Raw genomic sequence first — 23,672 nt, 5'->3', positions numbered from 1 at the left:
CAGGGATGCGGGTTCAGGGCGCGTTTTGCAGGGACGCTACCTCGCGCCCGGCCCGGTAGCCTGGAGGAATAAACGGAGGGAACCGCGGAGCGGCAATTTTCCAGCCGGGAGCCGGGATTGTTAAGGGTACGGCGATAGTACCCTTAACACGTTCACAGGTTGTATTGCCTCAGAGAAGTGACAAACATAAGGTGAACGTAGCAATACGCCGGAGGCAACAGATTCATTACCTCCGTATGTGCAAGACGTGGCTTAAGCTTTCAGTACGTCCAGCGCAGCAGTGTAGTCTGGCTCGTTGGTGATTTCATTGACCAGTTGGCTGAAAACGACGTTGTCATTTTCATCAATAACGACCACGGCACGTGCGGCCAGACCTTTCAGTGGGCCTTCAGCGATTTCTACGCCGTAGTTTTTCAGAAATTCTGCGTTGCGCAGGGTGGACAGCGTGATAACGTTGCTCAGACCTTCCGCGCCGCAAAAACGTGAATGGGCGAATGGCAGGTCGGCCGAAATGCACAGTACGACGGTATTGTCGATTTCTGTCGCCAGTTGGTTAAACTTACGTACCGATGCCGCACAAACGCCGGTATCGATGCTTGGGAAAATATTCAGCACTTTGCGCTTGCCTGCGAACTGGCCCAGCGTAACGTCAGACAGGTCTTTAGCCACAAGGGTAAAAGCCTGAGCTTTGCTTCCAGCCTGAGGAATTGAGCCGGCAACTGTAACCGGGTTGCCCTGGAAATGAACGGTTTGTGACATGGTTATCTTCCTGTTTACATATAGTTAACGTCGAGGCTAGTTTATGCCATCAGCAGTTAACACGGCAAACGCTATTTGCGGATATCCGCTTCAGGGACTGCATTAAGGAAAGCAAATGAGAACAGTTAAGGTGTATGAGGAAGCCTGGCCGCTGCACACTCCCTTTGTTATTGCCCGTGGGAGCAGAACCGAAGCGCATGTGGTAGTGGTTGAAGTGGCAGAAAACGGCGTCACGGGTATCGGCGAGTGCACACCGTATCCGCGCTATGGTGAAAGCGATGCCTCAGTGCTGGCGCAAATTATGAGCATTGCCCCACAACTGGAAAATGGACTGACGCGTGAAGAGCTGCAAAAGCTGCTGCCAGCGGGAGCCGCGCGTAATGCTGTGGACTGCGCGTTGTGGGATCTGAGTGCGCGTCAACAGCAACTGTCACTGGCAGAGTTGGTGGGAAGTGAGCTGGCGGAAGTGGTGACGACGGCGCAAACCGTGGTGATTGGCACGCCGGAACAAATGGCGGTGAGTGCGGCTGCACTTTGGGAAAATGGCGCGAAACTGCTAAAAGTTAAGCTGGATGCGCGCTTGATTAGCGAGCGGATGGTTGCTATTCGTGCAGCAGTCCCTGATGCCACGATTATTGTCGACGCCAATGAATCCTGGCGGGCAGAAGGTCTGGCGGCGCGCTGTCAGCTTCTGGCTGATTTAGGGGTGGCGATGCTGGAGCAGCCGCTGCCAGCGCAGGACGATGCCGCATTGGAAAATTTTGTGCATCCGCTGCCGATCTGCGCAGATGAAAGCTGCCACACCCGCAGCAGCCTGAAAGCGCTGCACGGGCGCTATGAAATGGTCAATATCAAACTGGATAAAACAGGCGGCCTGACGGAGGCGCTGGCGCTGGCAACCGAAGCCCGCGAGCAGGGATTTGCGCTAATGCTGGGCTGCATGCTGTGTACTTCCCGGGCGATTGGGGCGGCGTTACCGCTTACGCCGCAGGTTAACTTTGCCGATCTTGATGGCCCGACCTGGCTTGCCAGCGACGCGGAGCCGGCCCTGCATTTTACGACCGGACAACTTCATCTCTAGGGTGCCAGCGCAGGAGATTGGACATGGCCAGCAGGTATTTCTCGCTCGCTTCATCTGAAGAGATGGGCGGAAATTCGGCGGTTATACAGTGTAAGTTCAGGTCTGCGCACCAGCTTCCAAATGAGCCGGGCGTTTCATAACCTACGCTGGTGACGAGGGGTAATTCAAACGACTGCGCCAGCCACGCGCCTAATTCGCTGCGTCTGGGATCTTCAATACAGGCCAGCGGATCGTGAAAAGAGACCACCCACGCAGGATGAATTCGGTGAATAAGCTGGCACAGTGCCTGGGTTTCTGGTTCTGAGCCCGGATTTTCGCCGGTCAACAACACCACATCGCGTTCTTCTGCGCTGCTGTTCCAGCGATACACCGTTTCACCCGCTTTCCAGTTGGCAGCGGGAAAGTTACGGTTTAGATCCACTCCGTTCGCATTTGCGCGCAGCCCGAGCTGGCAACCGTCAGGGTTAACCGCCAGCACCACATGGTGACGACGTAAGGAAGGATTAAGCGTACGCAATGCGCAGGAAAGGGTGACAACCGATGCGTTTTCGTCGCCGTGCGTTCCTGCCAGTATCAGACCGCTTTCACGATCGGCCGCCATTGCGGGAAACCAGATTAGCGGCGCGCCTAATAATGAACGTCCGTAATGTTCGGTTCCAGGTGGGAATGCGCCGCGCTCGGCACGGGGTCGGGTAACGGTCATAGTCATCTCTGAATGCGTGGATTGTTACTCGCAGTGTTGTGCAAAATGTATGGATAATCAAATCGTTTTCACACACTTATCTTTTCAGATGTAATATTATTTCCTTGTCGAAAGTTAATTGCATTTCCTGCTGGCGATACAAATAATTACACATTCACTTAGTAGCCGGAATTGAGGGTATTTTATGCAGCATTCTGTTTCAGTAACCTGTTGTGCGCTATTGGTAAGCAGCATTTCATTATCCTGGGCTGCTGATGTTCCCAGCGGAACGGTACTGGCAGAAAAGCAAGAACTAGTGCGTCATATCAAAGACGAACCGGCGTCATTGGATCCGGCAAAGGCCGTCGGGCTTCCTGAAATTCAGGTTATTCGTGATTTATTTGAAGGGCTGGTCAACCAGAATGAGAAGGGCGAGATTGTGCCCGGTGTTGCCACTCAGTGGAAAAGTAACGATAACCGTATCTGGACGTTTACGCTGCGCGACAATGCGCAATGGGCAGATGGTACGCCGGTAACGGCGCAGGATTTTGTCTATAGCTGGCAGCGTCTGGTTGACCCGAAAACGCTGTCGCCGTTTGCCTGGTTTGCTGCGCTGGCGGGTATTAACAACGCACAGGCGATCATCGATGGAAAAGCCTCGCCAGATAAGCTCGGCGTTAGCGCGATCGATGCACGTACATTGAAGGTCCAACTGGATAAACCGCTGCCCTGGTTTGCCAATCTGACGGCGAGTTTTGCTTTCTATCCGGTACAAAAAGCTAACGTTGAGAGTGGTAAAGATTGGACCAAACCAGGCAATCTAATTGGTAACGGCGCTTATGTGCTCAAAGATCGCGTGGTGAACGAAAAACTGGACGTTGTGCCGAACACGCATTATTGGGACAACGCCAAAACGGTGCTGCAAAAAGTCACCTTCCTGCCTATTAACCAGGAATCGGCAGCGACCAAGCGCTATCTTGCTGGTGATATCGATATTACCGAGTCGTTCCCGAAAAACATGTATCAGAAACTGTTGAAGGACATCCCGGGCCAGGTTTATACCCCGCCGCAGCTTGGCACTTACTACTATGCCTTTAATACCCAGAAGGGACCGACTGCCGACTCACGCGTGCGCCTGGCGCTCAGCATGACTATCGATCGTCGCCTGATGGCGGAGAAAGTTCTGGGTACCGGCGAAAAGCCCGCATGGCATTTTACGCCGGATGTAACGGCAGGGTTTGTGCCGGAACCTTCACCGTTTGAGCAAATGAGTCAGGAAGAGCTGAACGCTCAGGCGAAAACGCTGCTGCGTGCGGCGGGCTATGGTCCACAGAAACCACTTAAACTGACGCTGCTGTATAACACCTCTGAAAATCATCAGAAGATTGCTATTGCTGTCGCGTCTATGTGGAAGAAAAATCTCGGCGTTGACGTGAAACTGCAAAACCAGGAGTGGAAAACTTATATCGATAGCCGCAATACCGGCAATTTTGATGTGATCCGCGCCTCGTGGGTGGGCGATTACAATGAACCATCTACGTTCCTGTCGCTATTAACATCAACCCATACGGGCAATATCTCCCGCTTTAATAATCCGGCGTACGATAAAGTGTTGACCCAGGCAACCCTGGAGAATACGCAGAAAGCACGCAATGCTGATTATAACGCTGCGGAGAACATTCTGATGGAACAGGCTCCCATTGCGCCGATTTATCAGTACACCAACGGGCGTTTAATTAAACCGTGGCTGAAAGGGTATCCGATTACTAACCCTGAAGATGTGGCTTATAGCCGCACAATGTATATTGTGAAGCACTGATATAGCTGGCCTGTTCGGGACGTTGCATTGGCGGTTTCCCGAACAGACAAGGCTGTAGGGAAGGTGGGTCATGAAAGCAATGGAAAAGTATCACCCAATAGAATGGGTTACACTGTATAAATACGAATGTCGTGCGCCTGAAACGCCGTGGCATACTCTTTGCTGATATTTTCCTCGACGACAATTACATCGATATTGCTGCTTTCGGTAACGACATAACGGGCGACAGCCGGGATTTTTTCAGCCGTCAGCGCGACAATAGTTTCATTACACTGTTTGATCACCGCTTTTTTGAACTCACAATCCGCGTAATCAAATCCGGTTAAGCCGGATTCTGGCGACATCGCGCAGCCGCCAATAAATCCCTGATCGAATAAAATGCCCTGCACCTGCGAGATAGCGGTGGCACCCACGCACCCTCCAGAAGATCGTTGCACCGCGCCGCCCAGCATAATGACATCAAACAGTGGTTTTTTTAGTAAAACGGCGGCAATCTCCGGGGAATTTGTTACCACGGTTAACGCCAGCTCGGCGGGTAGGGCTTCAGCCATCGCCAGATTAGTACTGCCCGTGTCGATAAAAATGCAGCTTCCGGATTTAACCATCCGGGCGCATCTCTGCGCGATATTGCTCTTTTTCGCCACATTAATACTCTTGCGCACGGTGATGTCTTCGGATTCTGGGAGTGCAATGACTGCGCCGCCATAGACTTTTTTACACACGCCATCTTTACTCAGTTCATGCAGGTCGCGACGGATTGTATGTTCCGAAACGCCTAACCTGCTGGCGAGTTCGGAACAGATGACTCTGCCGTTTTCCTGCAGGATCTGATAGATAAGCGCCTGGCGCTGTTCAGGGAATGCTGCGTAATCGAGCATCAATACTCCAGTGAAATAAACATCGAGCAATAACAAGCATAATTGTGCATTATGGTTCACGATGTCAACATCCCTTTAGGGAACCTATTGTTTGGATACAACAAGAAGAGGTTAGCTATGAAGGTTGCGCATGTGGCGTTATGGACACGGGATCTTGAGCAACAAGCTCAATTCTGGGTCACGTTTTTTGACGCAAAGATCAACGAAAAATACTGCAGTAAAACCAATCCAGGATTTGAATCCTATTTTGTCAAAATTGGTGAGGATATCGCGATTGAGTTAATGACTAAGCCTGGACTGACAAAACATGCTCCCGACAATAACACCTCAGGCTGGGTGCATCTCGCCATTTCAGTTGGCGGCAGTGAAAACGTTGATGCCATGGCGATGCGTGCAAAAGAACAGGGGATATTAGTTTCTGACCCGCGCACCACCGGTGATGGCTATTACGAAGCGGTGATACGCGATCCTGACGGCAACTTGATTGAAATTGTGGCCTAAGGCTTCACGCCATCTCCAGTAGAAATGTTGTACCTGTTACCGACTATTGATGAGCATGATTCATAAGGTTGTCCTTCTTTTCACCTCTAATCACCCGCCTGTCGAGTCTCTATAATTTTTATAGTTTTCAGCATCCGGTGGCGCGTGCTGCCACCGTTTTGGAGAATCGAAATGCAAAACCAACGGAATACCGTCTCCAGCGCCGGCGCGGAGATTATGAATCAACAATTTGATGGTAACAGCGTCTTTCCTCGCGGAGAGAAAAATGAAGCGTATGCGAAATATTTCACTGGCGACAGCTATCTGACCATGCTCTCCATGGAAGGCGTGGTCATTGGTAACGTAGCATTTGAGCCGGGCTGTCGTAACTTCTGGCATATCCATCATCAAGGGGGACAAATCTTGCTGGTGACCGGCGGCAGAGGCTGGTATCAGGCGTGGAATCAACCGGCGCGTGAACTGAAAACCGGTGATGTCGTACACATCCCGGCGGGAATGAAACACTGGCACGGCGCCGCGCGTGATAGCTGGTTTGCCCATATCGCTGTGGAAATCCCGGCCGCTGGCGCATCGAACGAGTGGCTTGAACCGGTAAGCGACGCTGAGTACAACCTGCTCCCCTGAGCTGTGTGGGGCGCGCGTTCTGCAGGTAAAGAATCCGATGCCCGAAGTGAATCAGTTTGACCTGATTATTGATACAGTCCCGTATCTACATGACCTGAATCCGTATATTCCAACGCTGGCGCTGGTACTGCTTTGTCATTGATATTGCCTCATTGAAATAAGTGCAGAAAAAAGACGCGGATATCCGCGCCTTTTCTTTTGTTAATGTGTCGATGGCGATGCTTCAGGATTATCCATATACAGCGTCTGGCTGGGGAACGCAAAGTCGGCGTCGTTTGCCTTGACTATCGAAATAATCTTTAAATAAACGTCCTGCTGTACCGCAAGCCATTTCTCCCACACGGTGGTTTTCGTGAAGCAATACACCATGATATTCAGCGATGAATCGGCGAATTCATTAAAATAAACCAGCAGGGTTTGTTTCTGGTCTATTCCCGGATGGTTTTGCAGCATTTCTCTGACCGACTCGACAACGGCACTGACTTTATCAGCATCTTCATATCGTAACCCGATCACCGTTTTGATGCGGCGGTTCGTCATCCTTCCTGGGTTTTCTACGCTGATAGAGGAGAAAATCGAGTTTGGGACATATAACGGACGATGATCGAAGGTGTTTATTTTGGTCATTCGCCAGCCGATTTCCGTAACTGTACCTTCAATATTGCGGTCCGGGGAGCGGATCCAGTCGCCGATGCTAAAGGGTCTGTCGAAGTAGAGCATAATCCCTGAGAAAAAGTTGCTCAGAATGTCTTTGCCTGCCATACCTACAGCGATACCGCCGATGCCGCCGAAGGTTAACAGGCCGGATAAGCTCATTCCGAAATGTTCGCCATACAGCAAAATGATAGCAACCACGATGGTAATTTTGATGATTCGCGACAGGATCCTCGCGCTGGTGATATCTCTGCCTTTATTAATCTGCGTCTTTTCAAACTGATTAATTACCAGAAAAAGTTTGATGGTAAGGATCAGCGCAATCAACGAGGTGCAGATAAAGTCGACCACGCTGGAGGAGATAAATTTCAGGCTGTAATTTTCGATAACGTTATTAGCAATACTGCCTAACGTCCCGATGATAATGGCATAGACAAGAAATTGCGCGGCATGAAATATGAATCCTTTGCAGCGACGCTCTCCACGATGATACCAGACGCTCATCAGAACCAGCGCGGCACAGCAGCTGAGAATTACCGTCAAATTAAACGCATTATTTATAAACAGTTCAGCGATCATGATTCTTCCAACAGCTCCGTGGTAGTGAAATATCTTCTGATATCCTAATCCTCGAATATTTTACTCAGTTCTGGCGGTCAGATCATTAATCCATAGGGGAGATATATAATGCAATTAGCGCTATTTTCGGCGAAATAGCGCTGATATCTACCCTGAAAGCGGTTTATGTAGCAGACAGTCAGTTGATGTCATGGTATTGTTAGCGCAAAGTAACAAGGTTTTCATCTGCAAAAGGACAGTACTATGATCATGGCTAAGCTGAAGACAGCGAAGGGACGGAAGTTTCTGTTGTGCCTGCTTGGGGTGTTTATTATCGCAGCGTCGGTCGTGACGCGAGCGACGATCGGTGGTGTGATTGAACAGTATGACATTCCGCTCTCCGACTGGACCGCTTCAATGTACGCCATTCAATCGGCAATGATTTGTGTCTACAGCATGGTGTTTACGATTCTGTTGGCTATCCCGCTGGGAATCTATTTCCTCGGCGGCGAGGAGCAACACTAAGCGTTTGTTATGCCGGATGAGATCGCCATCCGGCATTGAGTTGTGTGGTTAATCGTCTTCTTCATCATCCAGTTCAACTGGCGTCTGATATTCATCCGGCTTGATGACCAGCAGGTCGCAGCGTAGGTGATCGATAACCTGTTCAGCGGTGTTACCAAGGAACGCGGCAGAAATACCGGTACGACCGACGGTACCCAGTACTACAATACCCGCCTGCAAGTGCTCGGCTAAATCAGGAATGACCTCTTCAGGCAATCCTTTTTCAACGTGCGTCACTTTCTCATCGATACTGAATTTCTGGCGCAACGCCTTCATGGCCAGCAGATGCTGTCCACGGATCGCGTCGTTATAAACGCTGGGGTCAAACTCAGGTAGTTCAATTGCGATATTGATTGGCGTAACAGGGTAGGCGCCAACCAGATGCACTTCAGTATGGTTAACCTGTTCTGCCAGTTGCAGCGTCTCTTTGACCAGTTTTTCATTGAGCGCGTTGTGATAAGGCTCTTCACTGGCGAGGTTCACCGCAACCAGCGCTTTACCCTCTTCAGGCCATGGCTGGTCTTTAACCATCCATACCGGGCTTGGACATTTGCGCAATAAATGCCAGTCGGTAGGCGTGAAAATTACGGCTTCGAGGCGGTCGTGTTGGTGTGCCATTTTGAGGACCAGGTCATGCTGAGCGCTAATGACTTCCTGGATGATGGCTTCAAAGGGACGGTTATGCCATACCACTTTAATTTCAAGAGGGATCCCTGCTTCGATGTAGTATTTTGCTTGTTCACGGATCCATGCTGTTCGCTGGCTGATGACCCCCTGACGCATTGCCGTACGCTCATCGGGCGACAGCAGGGTAGTCATTTCGTAGGAAAAGTCATAGATTGGCAAAAAGGCTTTAATTTTGCCACCAATCCGTTGATGCAAATAAACAGCTCGCCGTAATGCTGGTTGATCGTCCTGGTTTGGATCGATGACGACCAGCATATTTTTATACATAGCCATACAGGGTCTCCTTACAACTGTCATCGCAGTTTGTAATTAAAAGAGTAACCCAATAATGTGGATTGAAACAGGGGAGAACCTCCTGCCAGATCAATAAATCGGGAAAATTTAGCGATTTGACAGAAGGATAACAGAAATGCTTGCGGAAAGATTACGCAACGTTACGCGTGTGGCCAGCAAGAACTGCCAGCGCGTCGCTATTCTCAATAGTTATGTATTTGCCTTTCACTGCCAGCATACCGCTTTTCTGGAAACGACCCAACAGGCGGCTGATGGTTTCAACCGTCAGACCCAGGTAGTTACCGATGTCGCCGCGGGTCATGGTCAGACGGAACTCACGAGGCGAGAATCCGCGCTGGGCAAAGCGGCGAGACAAGTTGTAGATAAAGGCCGCCAGGCGCTCTTCTGCATTTTTCTTCGACAACAGCAGGATCATATCCTGGTCGCCTTTGATTTCGCCACTCATCAGACGCATCATCTGCTGACGCAGATTCGGCATTTTTCCGGACAGGTCATCAAGGGTTTCGAAAGGAATTTCGCAAACCATTGAGGTTTCCAGCGCCTGGGCAAAGCTCGGGTGATGTCCGCTGCCAATCGCGTCAAAACCGACCAGATCACCCGCCAGATGGAAGCCGGTAATTTGCTCATCGCCTTGTTCGGTAATGGTATAGCTTTTAATCGTTCCGGAGCGGATAGCGTAGAGTGATTTAAGTTCATCACCTGCTTTAAAGAGCGTTTGCCCCTTTTGGATAGGCTTTTTGCGCTCGATGATGTTATCGAGCTGGTCAAGCTCATGCTCGTTAAGTGTGAACGGGATGCAAAGCTGGCTGATGCTGCAATCCTGGCAATGGATAGCACAACCGCCAGACTGAATGCGCCGTATAATTCGCTTTTCCGGGATCATAGGTCTGCTCAAGCCGTAATTGATATTTGTCAATTTTAACATCTTTTTGGTGAGCACGTAAGCCTGAGCTACTCCCAATAGAGAATAATTCAGGTATAACCGGAATGAATGTTTGTATCTCCTTGATTAACCGCATTAAATTTGTGGTCACATTATGCGAAAGTGTGACGAATAAGGCATTAATTGCCTGGAATCTAGAGTAGCAAATAGCCTTCGTGACGCAATAACCACTCTTTTCGCTGTACCCCGCCAGCATATCCAGTCATGGTGCCGTTACGCCCAATGACGCGATGGCAGGGGACCACAATGCTTACCGGGTTGGCGCCATTGGCCGCACCGACGGCTCTTGCAGCACCGGCGCGCCCTAACTGTTCGGCCAGTTGACCATAGTGCATGACCTGCCCACACGGGATAGTGCGTAATGCTTGCCAGACTTCACGCTGGAAAGGCGTGCCAGCCGTTGCCGTTTCCAGCGTGTCAATAATGCTGAGATTCCCGGCAAAATACTCCGACAGTTTATCGCTTAATCCGCCTGGGTTTTTAGCTGTAATACGCTGATAACCTTCTGTGCGGTAATGAATATCCAGCAATTGTTCCATGCGATCGCGGTGCTGATCCCATTCCACCGCGCGCAGGCGAAATTGCTCATCACAAATAACCCACAGCGGGCCCAGCGGCGTGTCGATGGTATCTTCCAGTAAGTTCAGCATCCGTTTCTCTCATTACAGCGTTCAGGCGAGGTTACACATTATCACGCCAGCGACAGTCGCAGCTATACCCCTAAAAACGGATATCTGTATGTCGTGAGTAGATCTTTTCAGCGGAGCGAGCCGGGTGAATTATTGGAAATAATCGTAAACCGTTGTCGGTATAATAGTGCGCGGTTATGATAATGCTCGTCGTAATTCGCTGGAGGAAGAAACATGAATCTTGATGATGCTTCGCTGTTTCTGGATGCTATGGGGGATGTCCAACCGCTGAAGGGCTGCGCCAATGTACACTGGCAGCCAACGCGTAATATCCGCACTCCGGCGCGTATCGATACGCTTCAACTGGATAACTTTCTCACGACGGGGTTTCTCGATATTATCCCGTTGAACGAGCCGCTGGAGTTTCGTCGCGAAGGTTTACAGCACGGCGTGACTGACAAACTGCGAACCGGAAAATATCCGCAGCAGGCGAGCCTTAATCTCATCCGCCAGCCCGTAGAAACATGCCGCCAGATGCTATTCAGTTTTATTCTACAGGCACAGCAAGATGGATTACGTAACGTGCTGGTGATACACGGTAAGGGGCGTGACGATAACGCTCATGCCAATATTGTTCGCAGCTATGTGGCGCGCTGGCTGACAGAATTTGATGACGTCCAGGCCTACTGCGCCGCTTTGCCGCATCACGGCGGCAGCGGAGCATGCTATGTGGCATTACGTAAAACCGCGCAGGCAAAACAGGAAAACTGGGAGCGTCACGCTAAGCGCAGCCGCTGAGCCACGTATTCATCAGGCGGCCAATACTCTGTTCCTGCCTTCGTGCTTGGCTTTGTACAACGCGTCGTCCACGCGTTTGAATAATTCATCAATACTTTCGTTCGTTTCGTGCCGCGCAACGCCAATGCTGACGGTAAAGCGGGGAAGACCAGGGAGAGTAACCTTGGCTACCGTCGCGCGGATCACTTCTGCAAGATTGAGGGCGACATCCAGCGAGGTTCGCGGTAGCAGCAGCACAAATTCTTCACCACCCCAGCGAAAAATAAGATCGTCTTTTCGTGCACAGGATTCCAGTGTGCGGGCCAGAGCGCAAAGCACTTCATCGCCTTTTAAATGACCGAAGAGATCGTTAATGCTTTTAAAACGATCGGTGTCGATCAACAACAGACTGTAGTCCTGCGTCAATGATACCGCATGCGTCTGCTCCGGCTCGGTTACCTGATAAAAATGTCGGCGATTAAGTAATCCCGTTAAAGGGTCACGCAGAGCGGCATGCTCAAGCTCCTGTTCCAGCCGTTTTTGTTCGGTAATGTCATGAATAATGCACAACATGAGTTTATTACCGTAAATTTCAATCGGTCCGGCGTAGGTTTGCACATGACGTGAGGTGCCGTCTGCCAGTTTATGGACAAAGTGCAAAGGCTTATGGCCACCGGGCAGATGGGCGATTTCATGCATTACCGGCAATATATGGCGGCCCAGCATGTTGATCTCCCAGGTATGTTTCTGGCACATCACATCAAGGTTGTAACCATAAAAATTCAGGGCACTGAGGTTTGCATCAACGATCAGGCCATCGCGGGACGGATCAATCAGTAACATTGGCGCGGAGTTTGTCTGGAAAAAACGCGCATAAAAGCCCTGTTTTTTTCGTTGATAAGTTGCTGAACGGCTGGCTTTCAGACCTTGCGCAGTAGGCGTTTCAATGCCTTCGAAAAGGATAACATCCCCCACGCCCGGCAGAGATTTAATGGACAGGCGGCTGGCCAACGCGATTTCCTCACCATCGCGGTAAACCGTGAGGATCTCAACAACGTGATGATGATTGCTCAAGTCACTGAGATACATTGTTAAATCATTTTGAGAATGCGTTGAGAATATGCCTTTGCGCAGTGGGGAAAAACAGAGATCCTGCATTAACTCACGTGCAACGATATTAGCGAACACCAGTTCTTCGGTTTGTGGCGAAACAATCCACACCGGAAAGGTTAACAAATCCAGTGAATGCAGCTCGGTTGTGCTCATCGATAATCCCGTTATCTTTATCTGCTGTGTTGCCCGTTTAATGGCGAATATTTTAGATATTACAGTCTCACAAAGTTATTGATTGTCGGTGAGACAAGGGTTGTACGACTGGCTTTTGTTTGATGCTGTTTTCTGATTGGATCAGTTCATGAATCTTATGCGCTGGCAGCGGTTTTGCAAACAGGAAACCTTGCAGCATGCTACACCCCATCTGGGTAAGAAGTATTTCCTGCTCCTGGGTTTCTATTCCTTCAGCCACCACGCGCATATTCATGGAGTGAGCTATGTCAATAATGGTAGACACAATTTTTGTATTTTTACTGTTCTCGCTAATATCTTTGACAAATATCCTGTCGATTTTTAATTCCCGTGCCGGCAGTGACTTCAACATCAATATATTTGAATAACCAGTGCCGAAATCATCAATAGAAACGGTGATCCCCAAAGCCGAAAAAGCATTCAGGATTTCAATACTGCGTTTTAAATTTTTAAGTGCAGTGCTCTCCGTGAGCTCCAGCGTGAGACAGGCAGGTGAAAGTTGGTATTGCGCCAGGGCGTTGCAAACAACATCAATAATATCATGCTGTTCAAACTGGGCGGGAGAGAGGTTAACGGCGAGCGTCCATTCTGTATTCCCTTGTAATGTCCACTGATGCAACTGCAAACATGCCTGTTGGATAACCCATTTGCCGACGGGAATAATCAGGCCCGTTTCTTCCAGCGCAGGCAGAAATTCAGCCGGTAGCAGCATGCCGCGCTCCGGATGATGCCAGCGTAATAACGCTTCAAAACCAGTCAGGGAATGATCTCCGGCGGTATATTTAGGCTGATACCATAGCTCAAACTGGTTGCGTTCAAGCGCTTGTGAAAGTTCCTGTAGAAATGTCGGCGGCGTATCAGCGATAGCTTCCATCTGGGGACTATAAATAGCCCAGCCGTTTCTGCCCGCCTGTTTGACATGATACATCGCCATATCGGCCTTCACTTTTAGCTCATGCAGTGTCGAACCATGTTCGGGATAAATACTGCTCCCCGCACTTAACGAAACCCGAATGGTATGACCGAATAAGGTAAAAGGATCACCGATCGCATCTGAAATTCGCGTAAGCAAGGCGGAGATAGCCTGCGGGTTGCAGTCTGGAACCAGCAGGATAAATTCATCTCCCCCCAGTCTTGCCAGCGTCATTGAGTCATCAAGGCAACTGTAGATACGCTGTGTACTGGCAATCAGCAGTTGATCGCCGATGTGATGCCCCCAGGTATCGTTAACGACTTTAAAACGATCGAGGTCGATAAATACCAACGCGAAATGCTGTTGATGCAATTTGGAATGCCGCAGGCAGGCCTGTAAGCGGGTATCTATTTGCGTTCGATTAGCAAGTCCGGTCAGCGCGTCGAAGTGGACCTGATGTTCAAGCTGGCAGTTCAACTGATGCAGGTTGTCAGCCAGTCGGGAAGTGCGCAGTTGTGAATCCACCATCGAGACGACCAGCATGATACCCAAAATAATCAGCGTGACGGCGCAGACCCAGACAGAGAGTTCCAGCGTACTGAGCCCATCGTGCGCAGTGTGTCCAAAATGGGTGAACGTTGCCGCTCCCATACCGGTGTAATGCATAGAAGCAATTGCCAGCGCCATAATAAGGGCAGCAATAAGTCGGTTAATCAGCACGCGACGGGTGTTTTGGCGTAAATGGAAGGCCAGCCATAAACCTACGCCAGACGCAACGACGGCAATAATTACAGAGAGCAAAATCAGCGAGCGATCCCATGAGATGGCCACATGTTCGATAATGGCATACATGCCAACGTAGTGCATCGTGACAACGCCGGCACTCAATATGCTGGTGGCAATGACCAGTCGTTTTGTTGATAGCGTATTACCGGAAATAGCGATATTGATGGCGAGAGTTGCAGAAATGAGCGCAATAAAGAACGAAAACGCGGTGAGTGATAGGTGATAATTGATCGGCATAGTCATTTTCATGGCCAGCATACCGATAAAATGCATCGACCAGATCCCCATACCCAGCGTAGCGCCGCCAGATAGCCGCCAGAAGGTAGATTCACGTTTGCTGGAGATTGCTACCTTACCCGCGCTGTCGAGGGCAATAAAGGAGGCAATAAATGCGACAACAAAGGAAATCCCAATCAATACAGGGTCCCACGACACGTGCAACATCTTACTACCTATCGAAAAAAAGCCGTGATGATAAATCTAGCAGGTTTTGTCCAGTTAACCTGATAAAACCAGGAATGTTCTTGTGTTTTTACAATGAGTATTAGAGCGAAGAGCAAGATATTGAAAATCACAAGCCATTACTTATATAAACATTCATAAAAATTATGTTTCTGTGTGTTTTATGCTCGTCACGTGCTCACCATCACAATAATCTGATGGTGGGGAACATTACCGTCACTGGCGGGATAAAGTGCTGAGCTATTGTGAATGGCCAGTGTAATTTATTGACTTAAGTAAAAGGTCTGTTGGCTCTCATTGAAAGTTCAGCTTTCGTCACAGAGCAATGGAAATCTGTAATGCAGATGCTATAAAAATAACATCCACGTTATTTTTTTGGTGCACAGGGTTAAAATGTTAAATGATATTAGCGTCAGAACTTTTATTATTTTATTTCTGCTCATTACAGCGGTTGCGCTCAATGTTGTTGAAATGATTTTTTCGGCCACCCCAGAAATTATTATTGGCACTAATGCGGTAAGCATTATTTCTATATTATGTTTGTGGTGGTACATGACGAAATATCTGGTCATGCCGATTAATACGGTTAAAAGAAGCATTGAAGAAGTAACATCCGGGAATCTGGCAATCAGTATTCCCGAATTTGGTAATAACTGTGCGGGTAGACTAATTCCTGGCATCAATAGCTTATCAAGTAATATTTCAGCACTCGTTAATGAGATCAGAACATCCTCGCAAACGGCGATGACGCTTTCTGAACAGCTGGCGGAACGCAGCGCTGAGCTTTCAGTGAAAACAGAACAGCAATCCGGAGCATTAATGCAGACGGCTGCCAACATGGATGAAATAGCGGTTAATACACGGAATAATGCTGATAACACGCAAATAGCCAGCGCCCAGGCAACAATTGCCACGCAATGCGCCCGTCAGGGTGGCGAATTAATGGTGCAGGTTGCGACAAATATGCGTTCAATCACCGAATGCGCACAGCAAATGACAGAAATTATTACGCTGATAGATGGTATTGCATTCCAGACAAATATTCTGGCATTGAATGCTGCTGTGGAAGCTGCAAGGGCCGGTGAACATGGCAAAGGTTTTTCTGTGGTGGCCGGTGAGGTAAGAATGCTTGCACACCGCAGTGCAGATGCCGCTAAGAATATTAAGCAACTGATTGCCCAAACCCATCAAAATGTTCAGCAAGGCGCTGCTATTGTGCGTGAAGCTGAAAAAAACATGCATGATATTGTCGGGGGGGCAGGGCAATTAAACCAACTGATGGGCGAGATATTAACCACTACGCAGGAGCAGGAGAAAGGGATTATCAGAATTACCCATGCTCTGGCCGAACTGGAGAACGTCACTCAAAGTAATGCCATTATGGTTGATGAGCTTTCTGACTCCTCAGGTATCCTGAAAAACCAGGTGATTGACCTTCAATCGCGAACGCATAAATTTCGCTTAAGTCATACGCTTGAATCAGAGAGACGCCAGCGGGCCTGAGAGGGGCATCTCGTAACCAGCGCCGCATTCGTCGGCGCTTTTCTTATTATCAGATACTTTTTATGAATCATTTCAGCACAATGGGACAATCAGATATTGCTTAACATATTCTGACAGCTAGACTAACGAAAAAAGCTGAATGTTTGTGGAGGCGCTGTGGAAGCCATTAAGGGAACGGATGTTAATGTGCCGGATGCCGTGTTTGCCTGGCTGTTGGATGGCCGTGGTGGGGTGAAGCCACTGGAAGATAACGATGTTATCGACAGTCAACATCCCTGCTGGCTGCATCTTAATTATACCCATCCTGAAAGCGCGCAATGGCTGGCGACAACGCCTTTACTTCCCAATAACGTGCGTGATGCGCTGGCGGGTGAAAGCACGCGCCCACGCGTAAGCCGGGTAGGGGAAGGTACGTTGATTACGCTGCGCTGTATTAACGGCAGCACCGACGAGCGACCTGACCAACTGGTTGCGATGCGCTTATATATGGATGAACGTCTGATTGTCTCAACGCGTCAGCGTAAAGTCTTGGCGCTGGATGATGTGGTCAGCGATCTCCAGGAAGGCACGGGAGCGGCTGATTGTGGTAGTTGGCTGGTGGACGTTTGCGATGCACTAACCGATCATGCCAGTGAGTTTATCGAACAACTGCACGATAAGATTATCGATCTGGAAGATAACCTGCTTGATCAGCAGATTCCGCCGCGTGGTTTCCTGGCATTGCTGCGTAAGCAGTTAATTGTGATGCGCCGCTATATGGCGCCTCAGCGCGATGTCTATTCCCGGCTGGCGAGCGAACGTTTTTCCTGGATGACCGATGACCATCGGCGGCGGATGCAGGATATCGCTGACAGGCTAGGGAGAGGGCTGGATGAAATAGATGCTTGTATTGCCAGGACCGGTATTATGGCGGATGAAATTGCGCAGGTTATGCAGGAGTCTCTGGCTCGCCGAACGTATACAATGTCATTGATGGCAATGGTTTTTCTTCCCAGCACATTTTTAACCGGGCTGTTTGGCGTTAACCTCGGCGGTATCCCTGGCGGTGGCTGGCAGTTTGGCTTCTCACTTTTTTGTATTCTGTTAGTGGTCCTGATTGGTGGTGTTACTTTATGGTTGCATCGTAGTAAATGGTTGTAACAACAACGTTTTTTAGTGACTTTTGCGCATGAAAACGTCCTGGTTTTTGAGCGAAGTCAATAAACCATCTACCTATTCGGGGCAATATCTCTCTCGCAGGTGAATGCAACGTCAAGCGATGGGCGTTGCGCTCCATATTGTCTTACTTCCTTTTTTGAATTACTGCATAGCACAATTGATTCGTACGACGCCGACTTAGATTAGTCGGCTTTTTTTTGCCTGCAGGAAATCAGCGTCTACCCTAAAAGAGCCAACCTGCATAACTGGAGGGGTATATGAACTGTCTGATTGCAACGCCGCACACTGATTCGCTACCGACCGACCCGGTTCCCATTCCCGATCCCATACCTCGTCCGCAGCCAATGCCGGATCCGCCACCGGATGAAGAGCCGATTAAATTGTCGCATCGCGGGCGCAGATCTGCGAGGATACGCGCCTGCTGATTGTGAGTTTTTACCGCGAGATTAAATTGTGACCGCTTTTTCAACCCTGAATGTTTTACCTGCTGCCCAACTCGAGAATCTTAACGAGCTGGGTTATCTTGAAATGACGCCTGTTCAGGCTGCTGCGTTACCGGCAATTCTGGCGGGGAAAGATGTTCGCGTGCAGGCTAAAACCGGCAGTGGCAAAACGGCGGCTTTTGGTCTTGGATTATTACAGCATGTTGATGTCGCGCTGTTTCAGACGCAGTCCCTGGTGCTGTGCCCAACGCGCGAGCTTGCTGACCAGGTGGCGGGTGAGCTGCGTCGCTTAGCGCGCTTTCTGCCTAACACCAAGATCTTAACGTTGTGCGGTGGGCAGCCCTTTGGCGCACAACGTGACTCCCTGCAGCATGCGCCACATATTATTGTCGCCACACCGGGGCGTTTACTCGACCATCTGCAAAAAGGCACTGTTTCTCTGGATGCCCTGAATACGCTGGTGATGGATGAAGCCGATCGCATGCTGGATATGGGCTTTAGCGATGCGATTGATGATGTCATTCGCTTTGCGCCAGCTTCGCGTCAGACCTTACTGTTTTCTGCGACCTGGCCGGAAGCCATTGCCGCCATTAGTGGCCGGGTGCAACAAAATCCATTAACGATCGAAATTGATACCGTTGACGCGCTGCCGGCGATTGAGCAGCAGTTTTTCGAAACTTCCAGCCACGGCAAAATTGCGCTGCTGCAAAAATTGCTCAGTCAGCATAAACCTGCATCATGCGTAGTTTTTTGTAATACCAAAAAAGATTGTCAGGCCGTGTGTGACGCGCTGAATGCGGCGGGGCAAAGCGCTCTCTCACTGCATGGCGATCTTGAGCAGCGCGATCGCGATCAGACGCTGGTACGTTTTGCCAACGGTAGCGTGCGCATTCTGGTTGCTACCGATGTGGCCGCGCGTGGTCTGGATATTAAATCACTTGAGCTGGTGGTTAACTTCGAACTGGCGTGGGATCCGGAAGTCCACGTCCATCGTATCGGACGTACCGCGCGTGCCGGCAACAGTGGTCTGGCGATTAGCTTCTGTGCACCGGAAGAAGCGCAGCGGGCCAATATTCTTTCTGAAATGCTGCAACTGAAGCTGAACTGGCTGCCAGCTCCCGCTAACGGCCCAATCCTGCCGCTGGAAGCTGAGATGGCGACGTTATGCATTGATGGCGGTAAAAAGGCTAAAATGCGTCCCGGCGATGTTCTCGGCGCGCTGACCGGTGATATTGGTCTGGAAGGCGCCGATATCGGCAAAATTGCCGTTCATCCGGCGCATGTCTATGTCGCTGTTCGCCAGACTGTAGCGCATAAGGCATGGAAGCAATTGCAAAACGGTAAGATAAAAGGCAAGACTTGCCGGGTTCGGTTATTGAAATAACCACTCGCCGGAGCGCCTGATGGCGCTCCGCTTATCCGGTACAATCGACTTACTTCACTTCCACGACGTTCAGGCGCAGCTCATCCAGTTGAGCATCATCTTCTTCTGGCTGCCAGCCCGCAGGCTGCAGCGGGATCTCTTCACGATCGAACGCTAAATCACCGCCGTCCACAACCTCTGAACCGTGCCTGATACCTTTGAAATCGAACAGATTGATATCGCTCAGATGTGAAGGTACAACGTTCTGCATTGCGCTGAACATGGTTTCAATACGCCCTGGATAGCGTTTGTCCCAGTCGCGCAGCATATCGGCAATGACCTGGCGCTGCAGGTTAGGCTGTGAGCCGCACAGATTACATGGAATAATCGGGAAACCTTTCGCTTCGGAGAAACGCTCGATATCTTTCTCACGGCAGTAAGCCAGCGGACGGATAACGATATGTTTACCGTCATCGCTCATCAGCTTCGGCGGCATACCTTTCATCTTCCCGCCGTAGAACATGTTTAAAAACAGCGTTTGCAGGATGTCGTCGCGATGGTGACCGAGCGCAATCTTGGTGGCGCCTAACTCAGTTGCCGTGCGGTACAGAATGCCGCGACGCAGGCGAGAACAGAGCGAGCAGGTCGTTTTGCCTTCAGGGATTTTATCTTTGACGATCCCGTAGGTATTTTCTTCGACAATCTTATACTCCACGCCCAGTTGTTCCAGATATTCCGGCAGAATATGCTCCGGGAAGCCAGGTTGTTTCTGATCGAGGTTAACCGCAACTAAGGAAAAACTGATCGGGGCGCTTTGCTGCAAATTACGTAGGATCTCCAGCATGGTATAGCTGTCTTTCCCCCCGGAAAGGCACACCATAATGCGATCGCCGTCTTCGATCATATTGAAGTCGGCAATCGCTTCGCCCACGTTACGGCGCAGACGTTTTTGCAATTTGTTCAGGTTGTATTGTTCTTTCTTTGTAACTTGTTGATTTTCTTGCATTATTTACTGTCTCTGACTCCAAAAGGGGCATATAAGGGGCAAAATTTTTTTACAGGCCAAGTTTGGCATTGAGCATTTTCACCTGTTCGCCGTTCAGTTCTTCAATCCATGCACTGTAAATTTCGTATACCATCTGCGCGTTTTCATGCCCCATCTGATTAGCTATAAATGATGGGTTCGCTCCAGCCGATAACAGCCAGCAAGCAAAAGTATGCCGCGTATGGTACGGATTACGGCGACGAATACCAGCACGTTTTACAGCAGCGTTCCATCTGGCACCTATGCTACTCATAGAGTAGTAGGGTTTTTGTTCCCCCTTGCGCATCCTGGGCATGAAAACAAAGTGCACCTTCTGGATCTCGGTAGCGCCATATTCACGATGGTGAAAGATTATTTTTGTCTTAGGGTGCCAAAAGCGCTAGTTAGTATTCTCAACGAGGCGTTAGCGGACGATGATGCAGATTTTATGGAGCAGTGCGTGCTGGAGGCGTTCGAACAGAATGATCCGGTTTATATTATTGGTGCGAGCTACTACACGACGAGAAAAAATTTCGGACCTGACCCGGAATATTCAGCAGATTGCGCCCTGGCTGACAGCAGACGAGGCCCGCAAGCGCGTGCTCTGGTGCGTTGAGATATTCGGAGCGCGGGTGTATCTGGAGGCCCGTCGTCAGTTGCGTACTGAAAAACACTAACGAGGAACCGGGTAAACGTAATCCTAAAACACCGAGTAGCTGTATGTTTCCCTAAACTCATTGCTCATTATGAAAAAACCTAAAAGGAATAGGGTTTATCATGAAAAAAATATCATTGTGTTGTTTGTGTGTTTTAGCGCTATCCGGCTGTACCGTTCAAAAACAGATGACGCCTGTCAGTGGGAGCAAAGCCGACGGGACAATTAGAATGGGTTATCACGTTGGTGATAGCTATGGAGCGTTTGAAAAAGCGAATGTTGATATCATTTTTGCTTTCCGGCGATACGACAGGGGTATTCGCGAGGTGCATTGCACCAGTACCCCTGTCACATCGTCGGTTTGCAGGGTGTGCAAAAAACTCCTGGCTTCAGTTTTTTTTCAGAGAGTTATTCTTCATGTATACCATGTTAAATATAATGTGGCTTGACTTGATATAGTTATTCACAATATTAATTGAATCTATTGTTATATTTTTGAAATAAATAAATTTGGTTGTTTTATGTTCCAAATTTACAGGTTGCTTTTTGTCAATATATGTATAAATGGCTGGTGGATATTTTTGGTTAAGTCTGAAATTGAGTGGTTTGTCACAAATTTAACACCATCTAAATGGTACTAATTATTCGTCGATACAGTCGAGTAACGATAAATTATTTTATATTCCAATGAAAATTAAGGATGAATTATGGCTTACGCTCAATGGGCAGAAATTAAAATAGTTGTCGCTGAAGGACAATCCGTATCCATTAGAAACGCATCACACGATAGTGGAAAATTTTATAAACTAGGAAATAAAGATCAGGAGTTATCACCAGATAGAATAAATGAAATGGTGATTACCAGCTCTTCGACTGCCGATGAGGCCACGATCTGCGCATGTGGGCGTTCAGATGCTGCTGTTGGCACTGAGGGCAGTTTCGTTATGTATAATGGCCCTGAAAAAATTGGCCGCTTTTATTGGGATTGCCCTTGGGGGAAAAAGACCAATAAGAAAGAATATACAAGTGCCTCTAATAAATATGTTGTACAAGTTGAAGGCGGTAACGTTGACTCTGGTGCGTTAGGTAATATAACGCTTACTGTTGTGAAAATCAGATAATACTATCTTTAACTTGATTAAATTAATATAGGCCCTGGTATTTGGACTGACCCCATAAAGTTGGACAGTTCATGTTAAGCGGCTTTCAGAGCCTGGGTTCGGTATTCTACCGGACTCAGGCCTTTTAATTTCAGGCTTATTCGTTCGTTGTTGTAGTAATGGATATAGCTCTCTATCGCTTTCCTTAGTTCGCTGACACTGCTGAACTGACTCAGATAAAAACATTCCGATTTCAGCGTCCCGAAGAAGTTCTCCATCACCGCATTGTCCAGACAGTTACCTTTACGCGACATACTCTGCGTCATGCCCTTCGCCTTTAACCTGGCCTGATAACCTTCCATTCGATATTGCCAACCCTGATCCGAGTGCAGCAGCGTGCTATCTTCCGGGCTGAGCTTCAGGAACGCATCGTGCAGCATCGTATTAACCATCTCCATCACCGGCCTTTCCGACAGGCTGTAGGAGATAATCTCCCGGTTAAACAGGTCAAGAACCGGTGACAGGTACAGCTTTTTACCCTGTACCGAGAACTCAGTAACATCTGTCACCCATTTTTCGTTGGCTTTTGACGCGCCGAAGTTCCGGTTCAGTATATTGGGCGCTGCCCTGCCAGTTTCGCCTTTCCAGGAACGATATTTCTTCACCCTTATCAGGGACCGGAGCGACAGCTCTGCCATCAGTCGTTGCACTGTTTTATGGTTCACCAGCAGCCCCTGTTTTTTCAGCGAGAGCGTGATCCTGCGGTAGCCATAACGTCCTTTGTGATAGTGGTAAATCTCTCTTATTTTATCTTTCAGTCCGGCATGCCTGTCCATGCGCTTTAGCGCGTTCATATTGTGATACCACGTGCTGCGGGACATACCCGCGGCACGCAGAAGATCACTGAGCGCATACTCCAGCCTTAGCTCACTGATTATTGCGGCTTTTTGCCGTTTTTCTCGCTTTGAACTAAGGCCTTCAGCTTTTTTAGGTAGGCATTCTCTGCACGCAGGTAACGGAGTTCAGCCCGTAGTTCTTCGGGCGATAACGTTTCCAGTGCAGCATCGGTAAGTGGAGATGATTTTTTAGGTTTTTTCATGTCCTTGCTCCGGCCCTGTTTTATCCTCAGAAGTCCTTTCTCACCAGCATCCTGGTAAACATTAACCCAGTGCCGGACAACGGTTTCGGTTGAGATATTAAACCGTGCGGCGGCCTCGCGCATGGAAAGTTCTTCAGCGAGTACAGTCCGGACTACAGCAATACGGAACGACGGTGAATGGCGGTCATTTTTCCAGGTAATACCATCAATACCGTGAAGTTGCCAGGCTCTTACCCAGCGTCGCACCGATGTTCTTTCAACACCAAAACGTTCAGCGGTACGATGTGTGCCATCGAGTCCGGCAAGGTAATGATTAACTACAGCTAATCTGGTTTCGAGGGAATATTTTGGCTTTGCCATAAAAAACTGCACCTTAGTCAGTTGGGTGTCCAACTTTTGGGGTGCAGTCCA

23 protein-coding genes and 1 pseudogene are annotated in these 23,672 nt (G+C 49.2%); 12 read left to right on the top strand and 12 right to left on the bottom strand.

From position 1 onward, the window contains the following. Nucleotides 1-252: 252 nt before the first annotated feature. A complete protein-coding gene (gene tpx / locus OGV65_RS20005) occupies nucleotides 253-759 on the bottom strand; it encodes a thiol peroxidase (protein ID WP_016153212.1) in 507 nt (168 codons plus the stop codon). 115 nt (nucleotides 760-874) lie between these two features. Here tpx and ycjG point away from each other — a divergent pair, with 115 nt between their 5' ends. Continuing rightward, nucleotides 875-1,840 carry an L-Ala-D/L-Glu epimerase gene (ycjG, locus tag OGV65_RS20000; RefSeq protein WP_016153211.1) on the top strand — a complete coding sequence of 322 codons (966 nt, stop codon included), beginning with the start codon at nucleotides 875-877 and terminating at the stop codon, nucleotides 1,838-1,840. Here ycjG and mpaA read toward each other — a convergent pair. Further along, nucleotides 1,815-2,543 carry a murein tripeptide amidase MpaA gene (mpaA, locus tag OGV65_RS19995; protein ID WP_016153210.1) on the bottom strand — a complete coding sequence of 243 codons (729 nt, stop codon included), beginning with the start codon at nucleotides 2,541-2,543 and terminating at the stop codon, nucleotides 1,815-1,817. The two genes, ycjG and mpaA, sit on opposite strands and share 26 nt — an antisense overlap. Before the next feature lie 184 nt (nucleotides 2,544-2,727). On the opposite strand from mpaA, the gene mppA reads away from it, so the two are divergent. Next, nucleotides 2,728-4,341, top strand: a complete 1,614-nt coding sequence (gene mppA / locus OGV65_RS19990) for a murein tripeptide ABC transporter substrate-binding protein MppA (protein ID WP_016153209.1) — start codon at nucleotides 2,728-2,730, stop codon at nucleotides 4,339-4,341. 107 nt (nucleotides 4,342-4,448) lie between these two features. Here mppA and OGV65_RS19985 read toward each other — a convergent pair whose 3' ends face one another. Beyond that, the gene (locus tag OGV65_RS19985) at nucleotides 4,449-5,219 is read right to left on the bottom strand and encodes a DeoR/GlpR family DNA-binding transcription regulator (RefSeq protein WP_065554831.1); all 771 of its coding nucleotides are present in this window, start codon (nucleotides 5,217-5,219) and stop codon (nucleotides 4,449-4,451) included. Nucleotides 5,220-5,336: 117 nt separating this feature from the next. On the opposite strand from OGV65_RS19985, the gene OGV65_RS19980 reads away from it, so the two are divergent. Together OGV65_RS19980 and OGV65_RS19975 are read left to right on the top strand one after the other, a co-directional pair. Then, entirely contained in the window at nucleotides 5,337-5,720 is a 384-nt protein-coding gene (locus tag OGV65_RS19980; RefSeq protein ID WP_049040726.1) for a VOC family protein, read from the top strand. Between the two features lie 216 nt (nucleotides 5,721-5,936). Next, entirely contained in the window at nucleotides 5,937-6,344 is a 408-nt protein-coding gene (locus OGV65_RS19975; protein ID WP_181012498.1) for a cupin domain-containing protein, read from the top strand. 201 nt (nucleotides 6,345-6,545) lie between these two features. Here OGV65_RS19975 and OGV65_RS19970 read toward each other — a convergent pair whose 3' ends face one another. Further along, on the bottom strand, nucleotides 6,546-7,577 hold the full coding sequence (locus OGV65_RS19970) for a mechanosensitive ion channel family protein (protein ID WP_141875220.1): 1,032 nt from the start codon (nucleotides 7,575-7,577) through the stop codon (nucleotides 6,546-6,548). A gap of 243 nt (nucleotides 7,578-7,820) precedes the next feature. On the opposite strand from OGV65_RS19970, the gene OGV65_RS19965 reads away from it, so the two are divergent. Continuing rightward, nucleotides 7,821-8,081 carry a DUF2534 family protein gene (locus OGV65_RS19965; RefSeq protein ID WP_003020403.1) on the top strand — a complete coding sequence of 87 codons (261 nt, stop codon included), beginning with the start codon at nucleotides 7,821-7,823 and terminating at the stop codon, nucleotides 8,079-8,081. A gap of 48 nt (nucleotides 8,082-8,129) precedes the next feature. On the opposite strand, the gene uspE is transcribed toward OGV65_RS19965, so the two are convergent. From uspE to ogt, 3 genes are all read right to left on the bottom strand, one after another. Continuing rightward, a complete protein-coding gene (gene uspE, locus OGV65_RS19960; protein ID WP_016153204.1) occupies nucleotides 8,130-9,080 on the bottom strand; it encodes a universal stress protein UspE in 951 nt (316 codons plus the stop codon). A gap of 151 nt (nucleotides 9,081-9,231) precedes the next feature. Next, nucleotides 9,232-9,984 (bottom strand): fumarate/nitrate reduction transcriptional regulator Fnr, encoded by a 753-nt coding sequence (fnr, locus tag OGV65_RS19955; protein ID WP_003020397.1) that lies wholly within the window; start codon nucleotides 9,982-9,984, stop codon nucleotides 9,232-9,234. Between the two features lie 194 nt (nucleotides 9,985-10,178). Continuing rightward, entirely contained in the window at nucleotides 10,179-10,694 is a 516-nt protein-coding gene (gene ogt, locus OGV65_RS19950; protein ID WP_016153203.1) for a methylated-DNA--[protein]-cysteine S-methyltransferase, read from the bottom strand. A 213-nt stretch (nucleotides 10,695-10,907) separates the two neighbouring features. Between ogt and smrA the strand changes: the two genes are divergently transcribed. Beyond that, on the top strand, nucleotides 10,908-11,471 hold the full coding sequence (smrA, locus tag OGV65_RS19945) for a DNA endonuclease SmrA (protein WP_181636651.1): 564 nt from the start codon (nucleotides 10,908-10,910) through the stop codon (nucleotides 11,469-11,471). 12 nt (nucleotides 11,472-11,483) lie between these two features. On the opposite strand, the gene OGV65_RS19940 is transcribed toward smrA, so the two are convergent. Together OGV65_RS19940 and OGV65_RS19935 are read right to left on the bottom strand one after the other, a co-directional pair. Further along, the gene (locus OGV65_RS19940) at nucleotides 11,484-12,716 is read right to left on the bottom strand and encodes a GGDEF domain-containing protein (RefSeq protein WP_016156622.1); all 1,233 of its coding nucleotides are present in this window, start codon (nucleotides 12,714-12,716) and stop codon (nucleotides 11,484-11,486) included. A gap of 67 nt (nucleotides 12,717-12,783) precedes the next feature. Further along, the gene (locus tag OGV65_RS19935) at nucleotides 12,784-14,898 is read right to left on the bottom strand and encodes a putative bifunctional diguanylate cyclase/phosphodiesterase (RefSeq protein WP_279264138.1); all 2,115 of its coding nucleotides are present in this window, start codon (nucleotides 14,896-14,898) and stop codon (nucleotides 12,784-12,786) included. A 411-nt stretch (nucleotides 14,899-15,309) separates the two neighbouring features. Between OGV65_RS19935 and OGV65_RS19930 the strand changes: the two genes are divergently transcribed. From OGV65_RS19930 to dbpA, 4 genes are all read left to right on the top strand, one after another. Then, nucleotides 15,310-16,419 (top strand): methyl-accepting chemotaxis protein, encoded by a 1,110-nt coding sequence (locus OGV65_RS19930; protein WP_049282424.1) that lies wholly within the window; start codon nucleotides 15,310-15,312, stop codon nucleotides 16,417-16,419. Between the two features lie 156 nt (nucleotides 16,420-16,575). Further along, a complete protein-coding gene (gene zntB / locus OGV65_RS19925) occupies nucleotides 16,576-17,559 on the top strand; it encodes a zinc transporter ZntB (protein WP_016153198.1) in 984 nt (327 codons plus the stop codon). Between the two features lie 275 nt (nucleotides 17,560-17,834). Next, nucleotides 17,835-18,002, top strand: coding sequence for a proline-rich small protein YnaL (ynaL, locus tag OGV65_RS19920; RefSeq protein ID WP_016153197.1), 168 nt, complete (start codon nucleotides 17,835-17,837; stop codon nucleotides 18,000-18,002). A gap of 28 nt (nucleotides 18,003-18,030) precedes the next feature. Continuing rightward, on the top strand, nucleotides 18,031-19,404 hold the full coding sequence (gene dbpA, locus OGV65_RS19915; RefSeq protein WP_279265764.1) for an ATP-dependent RNA helicase DbpA: 1,374 nt from the start codon (nucleotides 18,031-18,033) through the stop codon (nucleotides 19,402-19,404). Between the two features lie 49 nt (nucleotides 19,405-19,453). On the opposite strand, the gene ttcA is transcribed toward dbpA, so the two are convergent. Together ttcA and OGV65_RS19905 are read right to left on the bottom strand one after the other, a co-directional pair. Further along, the gene (gene ttcA, locus OGV65_RS19910) at nucleotides 19,454-20,389 is read right to left on the bottom strand and encodes a tRNA 2-thiocytidine(32) synthetase TtcA (protein WP_016153195.1); all 936 of its coding nucleotides are present in this window, start codon (nucleotides 20,387-20,389) and stop codon (nucleotides 19,454-19,456) included. 49 nt (nucleotides 20,390-20,438) lie between these two features. Continuing rightward, nucleotides 20,439-20,798, bottom strand: a pseudogene (locus tag OGV65_RS19905) (tyrosine-type recombinase/integrase); the annotation flags it as partial. Here OGV65_RS19905 and OGV65_RS19900 point away from each other — a divergent pair. Together OGV65_RS19900 and OGV65_RS19895 are read left to right on the top strand one after the other, a co-directional pair. After that, nucleotides 20,733-21,023, top strand: coding sequence for a hypothetical protein (locus OGV65_RS19900; RefSeq protein WP_200048914.1), 291 nt, complete (start codon nucleotides 20,733-20,735; stop codon nucleotides 21,021-21,023). The pseudogene OGV65_RS19905 and the gene OGV65_RS19900 overlap by 66 nt on opposite strands. 746 nt (nucleotides 21,024-21,769) lie before the next feature. Beyond that, entirely contained in the window at nucleotides 21,770-22,183 is a 414-nt protein-coding gene (locus tag OGV65_RS19895; RefSeq protein ID WP_049282421.1) for an aegerolysin family protein, read from the top strand. 74 nt (nucleotides 22,184-22,257) lie between these two features. Here OGV65_RS19895 and OGV65_RS19890 read toward each other — a convergent pair. Next, a protein-coding gene (locus OGV65_RS19890; protein ID WP_155849795.1) for an IS3 family transposase occupies nucleotides 22,258-23,621 on the bottom strand; the annotation gives its coding sequence in 2 pieces (ribosomal slippage) (nucleotides 22,258-23,144 and nucleotides 23,144-23,621; 1,365 coding nt in all). Nucleotides 23,622-23,672 lie beyond the last annotated feature (51 nt).

The organism is Citrobacter sp. Cb004, assembly GCF_030337065.1.
GTDB classification, from domain to species: Bacteria; Pseudomonadota; Gammaproteobacteria; order Enterobacterales; family Enterobacteriaceae; genus Citrobacter; species Citrobacter braakii.
This window is presented reverse-complemented; position numbering and strand designations above follow the sequence as displayed.

What these genes read in the sequence shown, in the direction of transcription:
- tpx (WP_016153212.1), bottom strand. Translation starts at nt 759, where the DNA reads ATGTCACAAACCGTTCATTTCCAGGGCAACCCGGTTACAGTTGCCGGC.
- ycjG (WP_016153211.1), top strand. Translation starts at nt 875, where the DNA reads ATGAGAACAGTTAAGGTGTATGAGGAAGCCTGGCCGCTGCACACTCCC.
- mpaA (WP_016153210.1), bottom strand. Translation starts at nt 2,543, where the DNA reads ATGACCGTTACCCGACCCCGTGCCGAGCGCGGCGCATTCCCACCTGGA.
- mppA (WP_016153209.1), top strand. Translation starts at nt 2,728, where the DNA reads ATGCAGCATTCTGTTTCAGTAACCTGTTGTGCGCTATTGGTAAGCAGC.
- OGV65_RS19985 (WP_065554831.1), bottom strand. Translation starts at nt 5,219, where the DNA reads ATGCTCGATTACGCAGCATTCCCTGAACAGCGCCAGGCGCTTATCTAT.
- OGV65_RS19980 (WP_049040726.1), top strand. Translation starts at nt 5,337, where the DNA reads ATGAAGGTTGCGCATGTGGCGTTATGGACACGGGATCTTGAGCAACAA.
- OGV65_RS19975 (WP_181012498.1), top strand. Translation starts at nt 5,937, where the DNA reads ATGAATCAACAATTTGATGGTAACAGCGTCTTTCCTCGCGGAGAGAAA.
- OGV65_RS19970 (WP_141875220.1), bottom strand. Translation starts at nt 7,577, where the DNA reads ATGATCGCTGAACTGTTTATAAATAATGCGTTTAATTTGACGGTAATT.
- OGV65_RS19965 (WP_003020403.1), top strand. Translation starts at nt 7,821, where the DNA reads ATGATCATGGCTAAGCTGAAGACAGCGAAGGGACGGAAGTTTCTGTTG.
- uspE (WP_016153204.1), bottom strand. Translation starts at nt 9,080, where the DNA reads ATGGCTATGTATAAAAATATGCTGGTCGTCATCGATCCAAACCAGGAC.
- fnr (WP_003020397.1), bottom strand. Translation starts at nt 9,984, where the DNA reads ATGATCCCGGAAAAGCGAATTATACGGCGCATTCAGTCTGGCGGTTGT.
- ogt (WP_016153203.1), bottom strand. Translation starts at nt 10,694, where the DNA reads ATGCTGAACTTACTGGAAGATACCATCGACACGCCGCTGGGCCCGCTG.
- smrA (WP_181636651.1), top strand. Translation starts at nt 10,908, where the DNA reads ATGAATCTTGATGATGCTTCGCTGTTTCTGGATGCTATGGGGGATGTC.
- OGV65_RS19940 (WP_016156622.1), bottom strand. Translation starts at nt 12,716, where the DNA reads ATGAGCACAACCGAGCTGCATTCACTGGATTTGTTAACCTTTCCGGTG.
- OGV65_RS19935 (WP_279264138.1), bottom strand. Translation starts at nt 14,898, where the DNA reads ATGTTGCACGTGTCGTGGGACCCTGTATTGATTGGGATTTCCTTTGTT.
- OGV65_RS19930 (WP_049282424.1), top strand. Translation starts at nt 15,310, where the DNA reads ATGTTAAATGATATTAGCGTCAGAACTTTTATTATTTTATTTCTGCTC.
- ynaL (WP_016153197.1), top strand. Translation starts at nt 17,835, where the DNA reads ATGAACTGTCTGATTGCAACGCCGCACACTGATTCGCTACCGACCGAC.
- ttcA (WP_016153195.1), bottom strand. Translation starts at nt 20,389, where the DNA reads ATGCAAGAAAATCAACAAGTTACAAAGAAAGAACAATACAACCTGAAC.
- OGV65_RS19895 (WP_049282421.1), top strand. Translation starts at nt 21,770, where the DNA reads ATGGCTTACGCTCAATGGGCAGAAATTAAAATAGTTGTCGCTGAAGGA.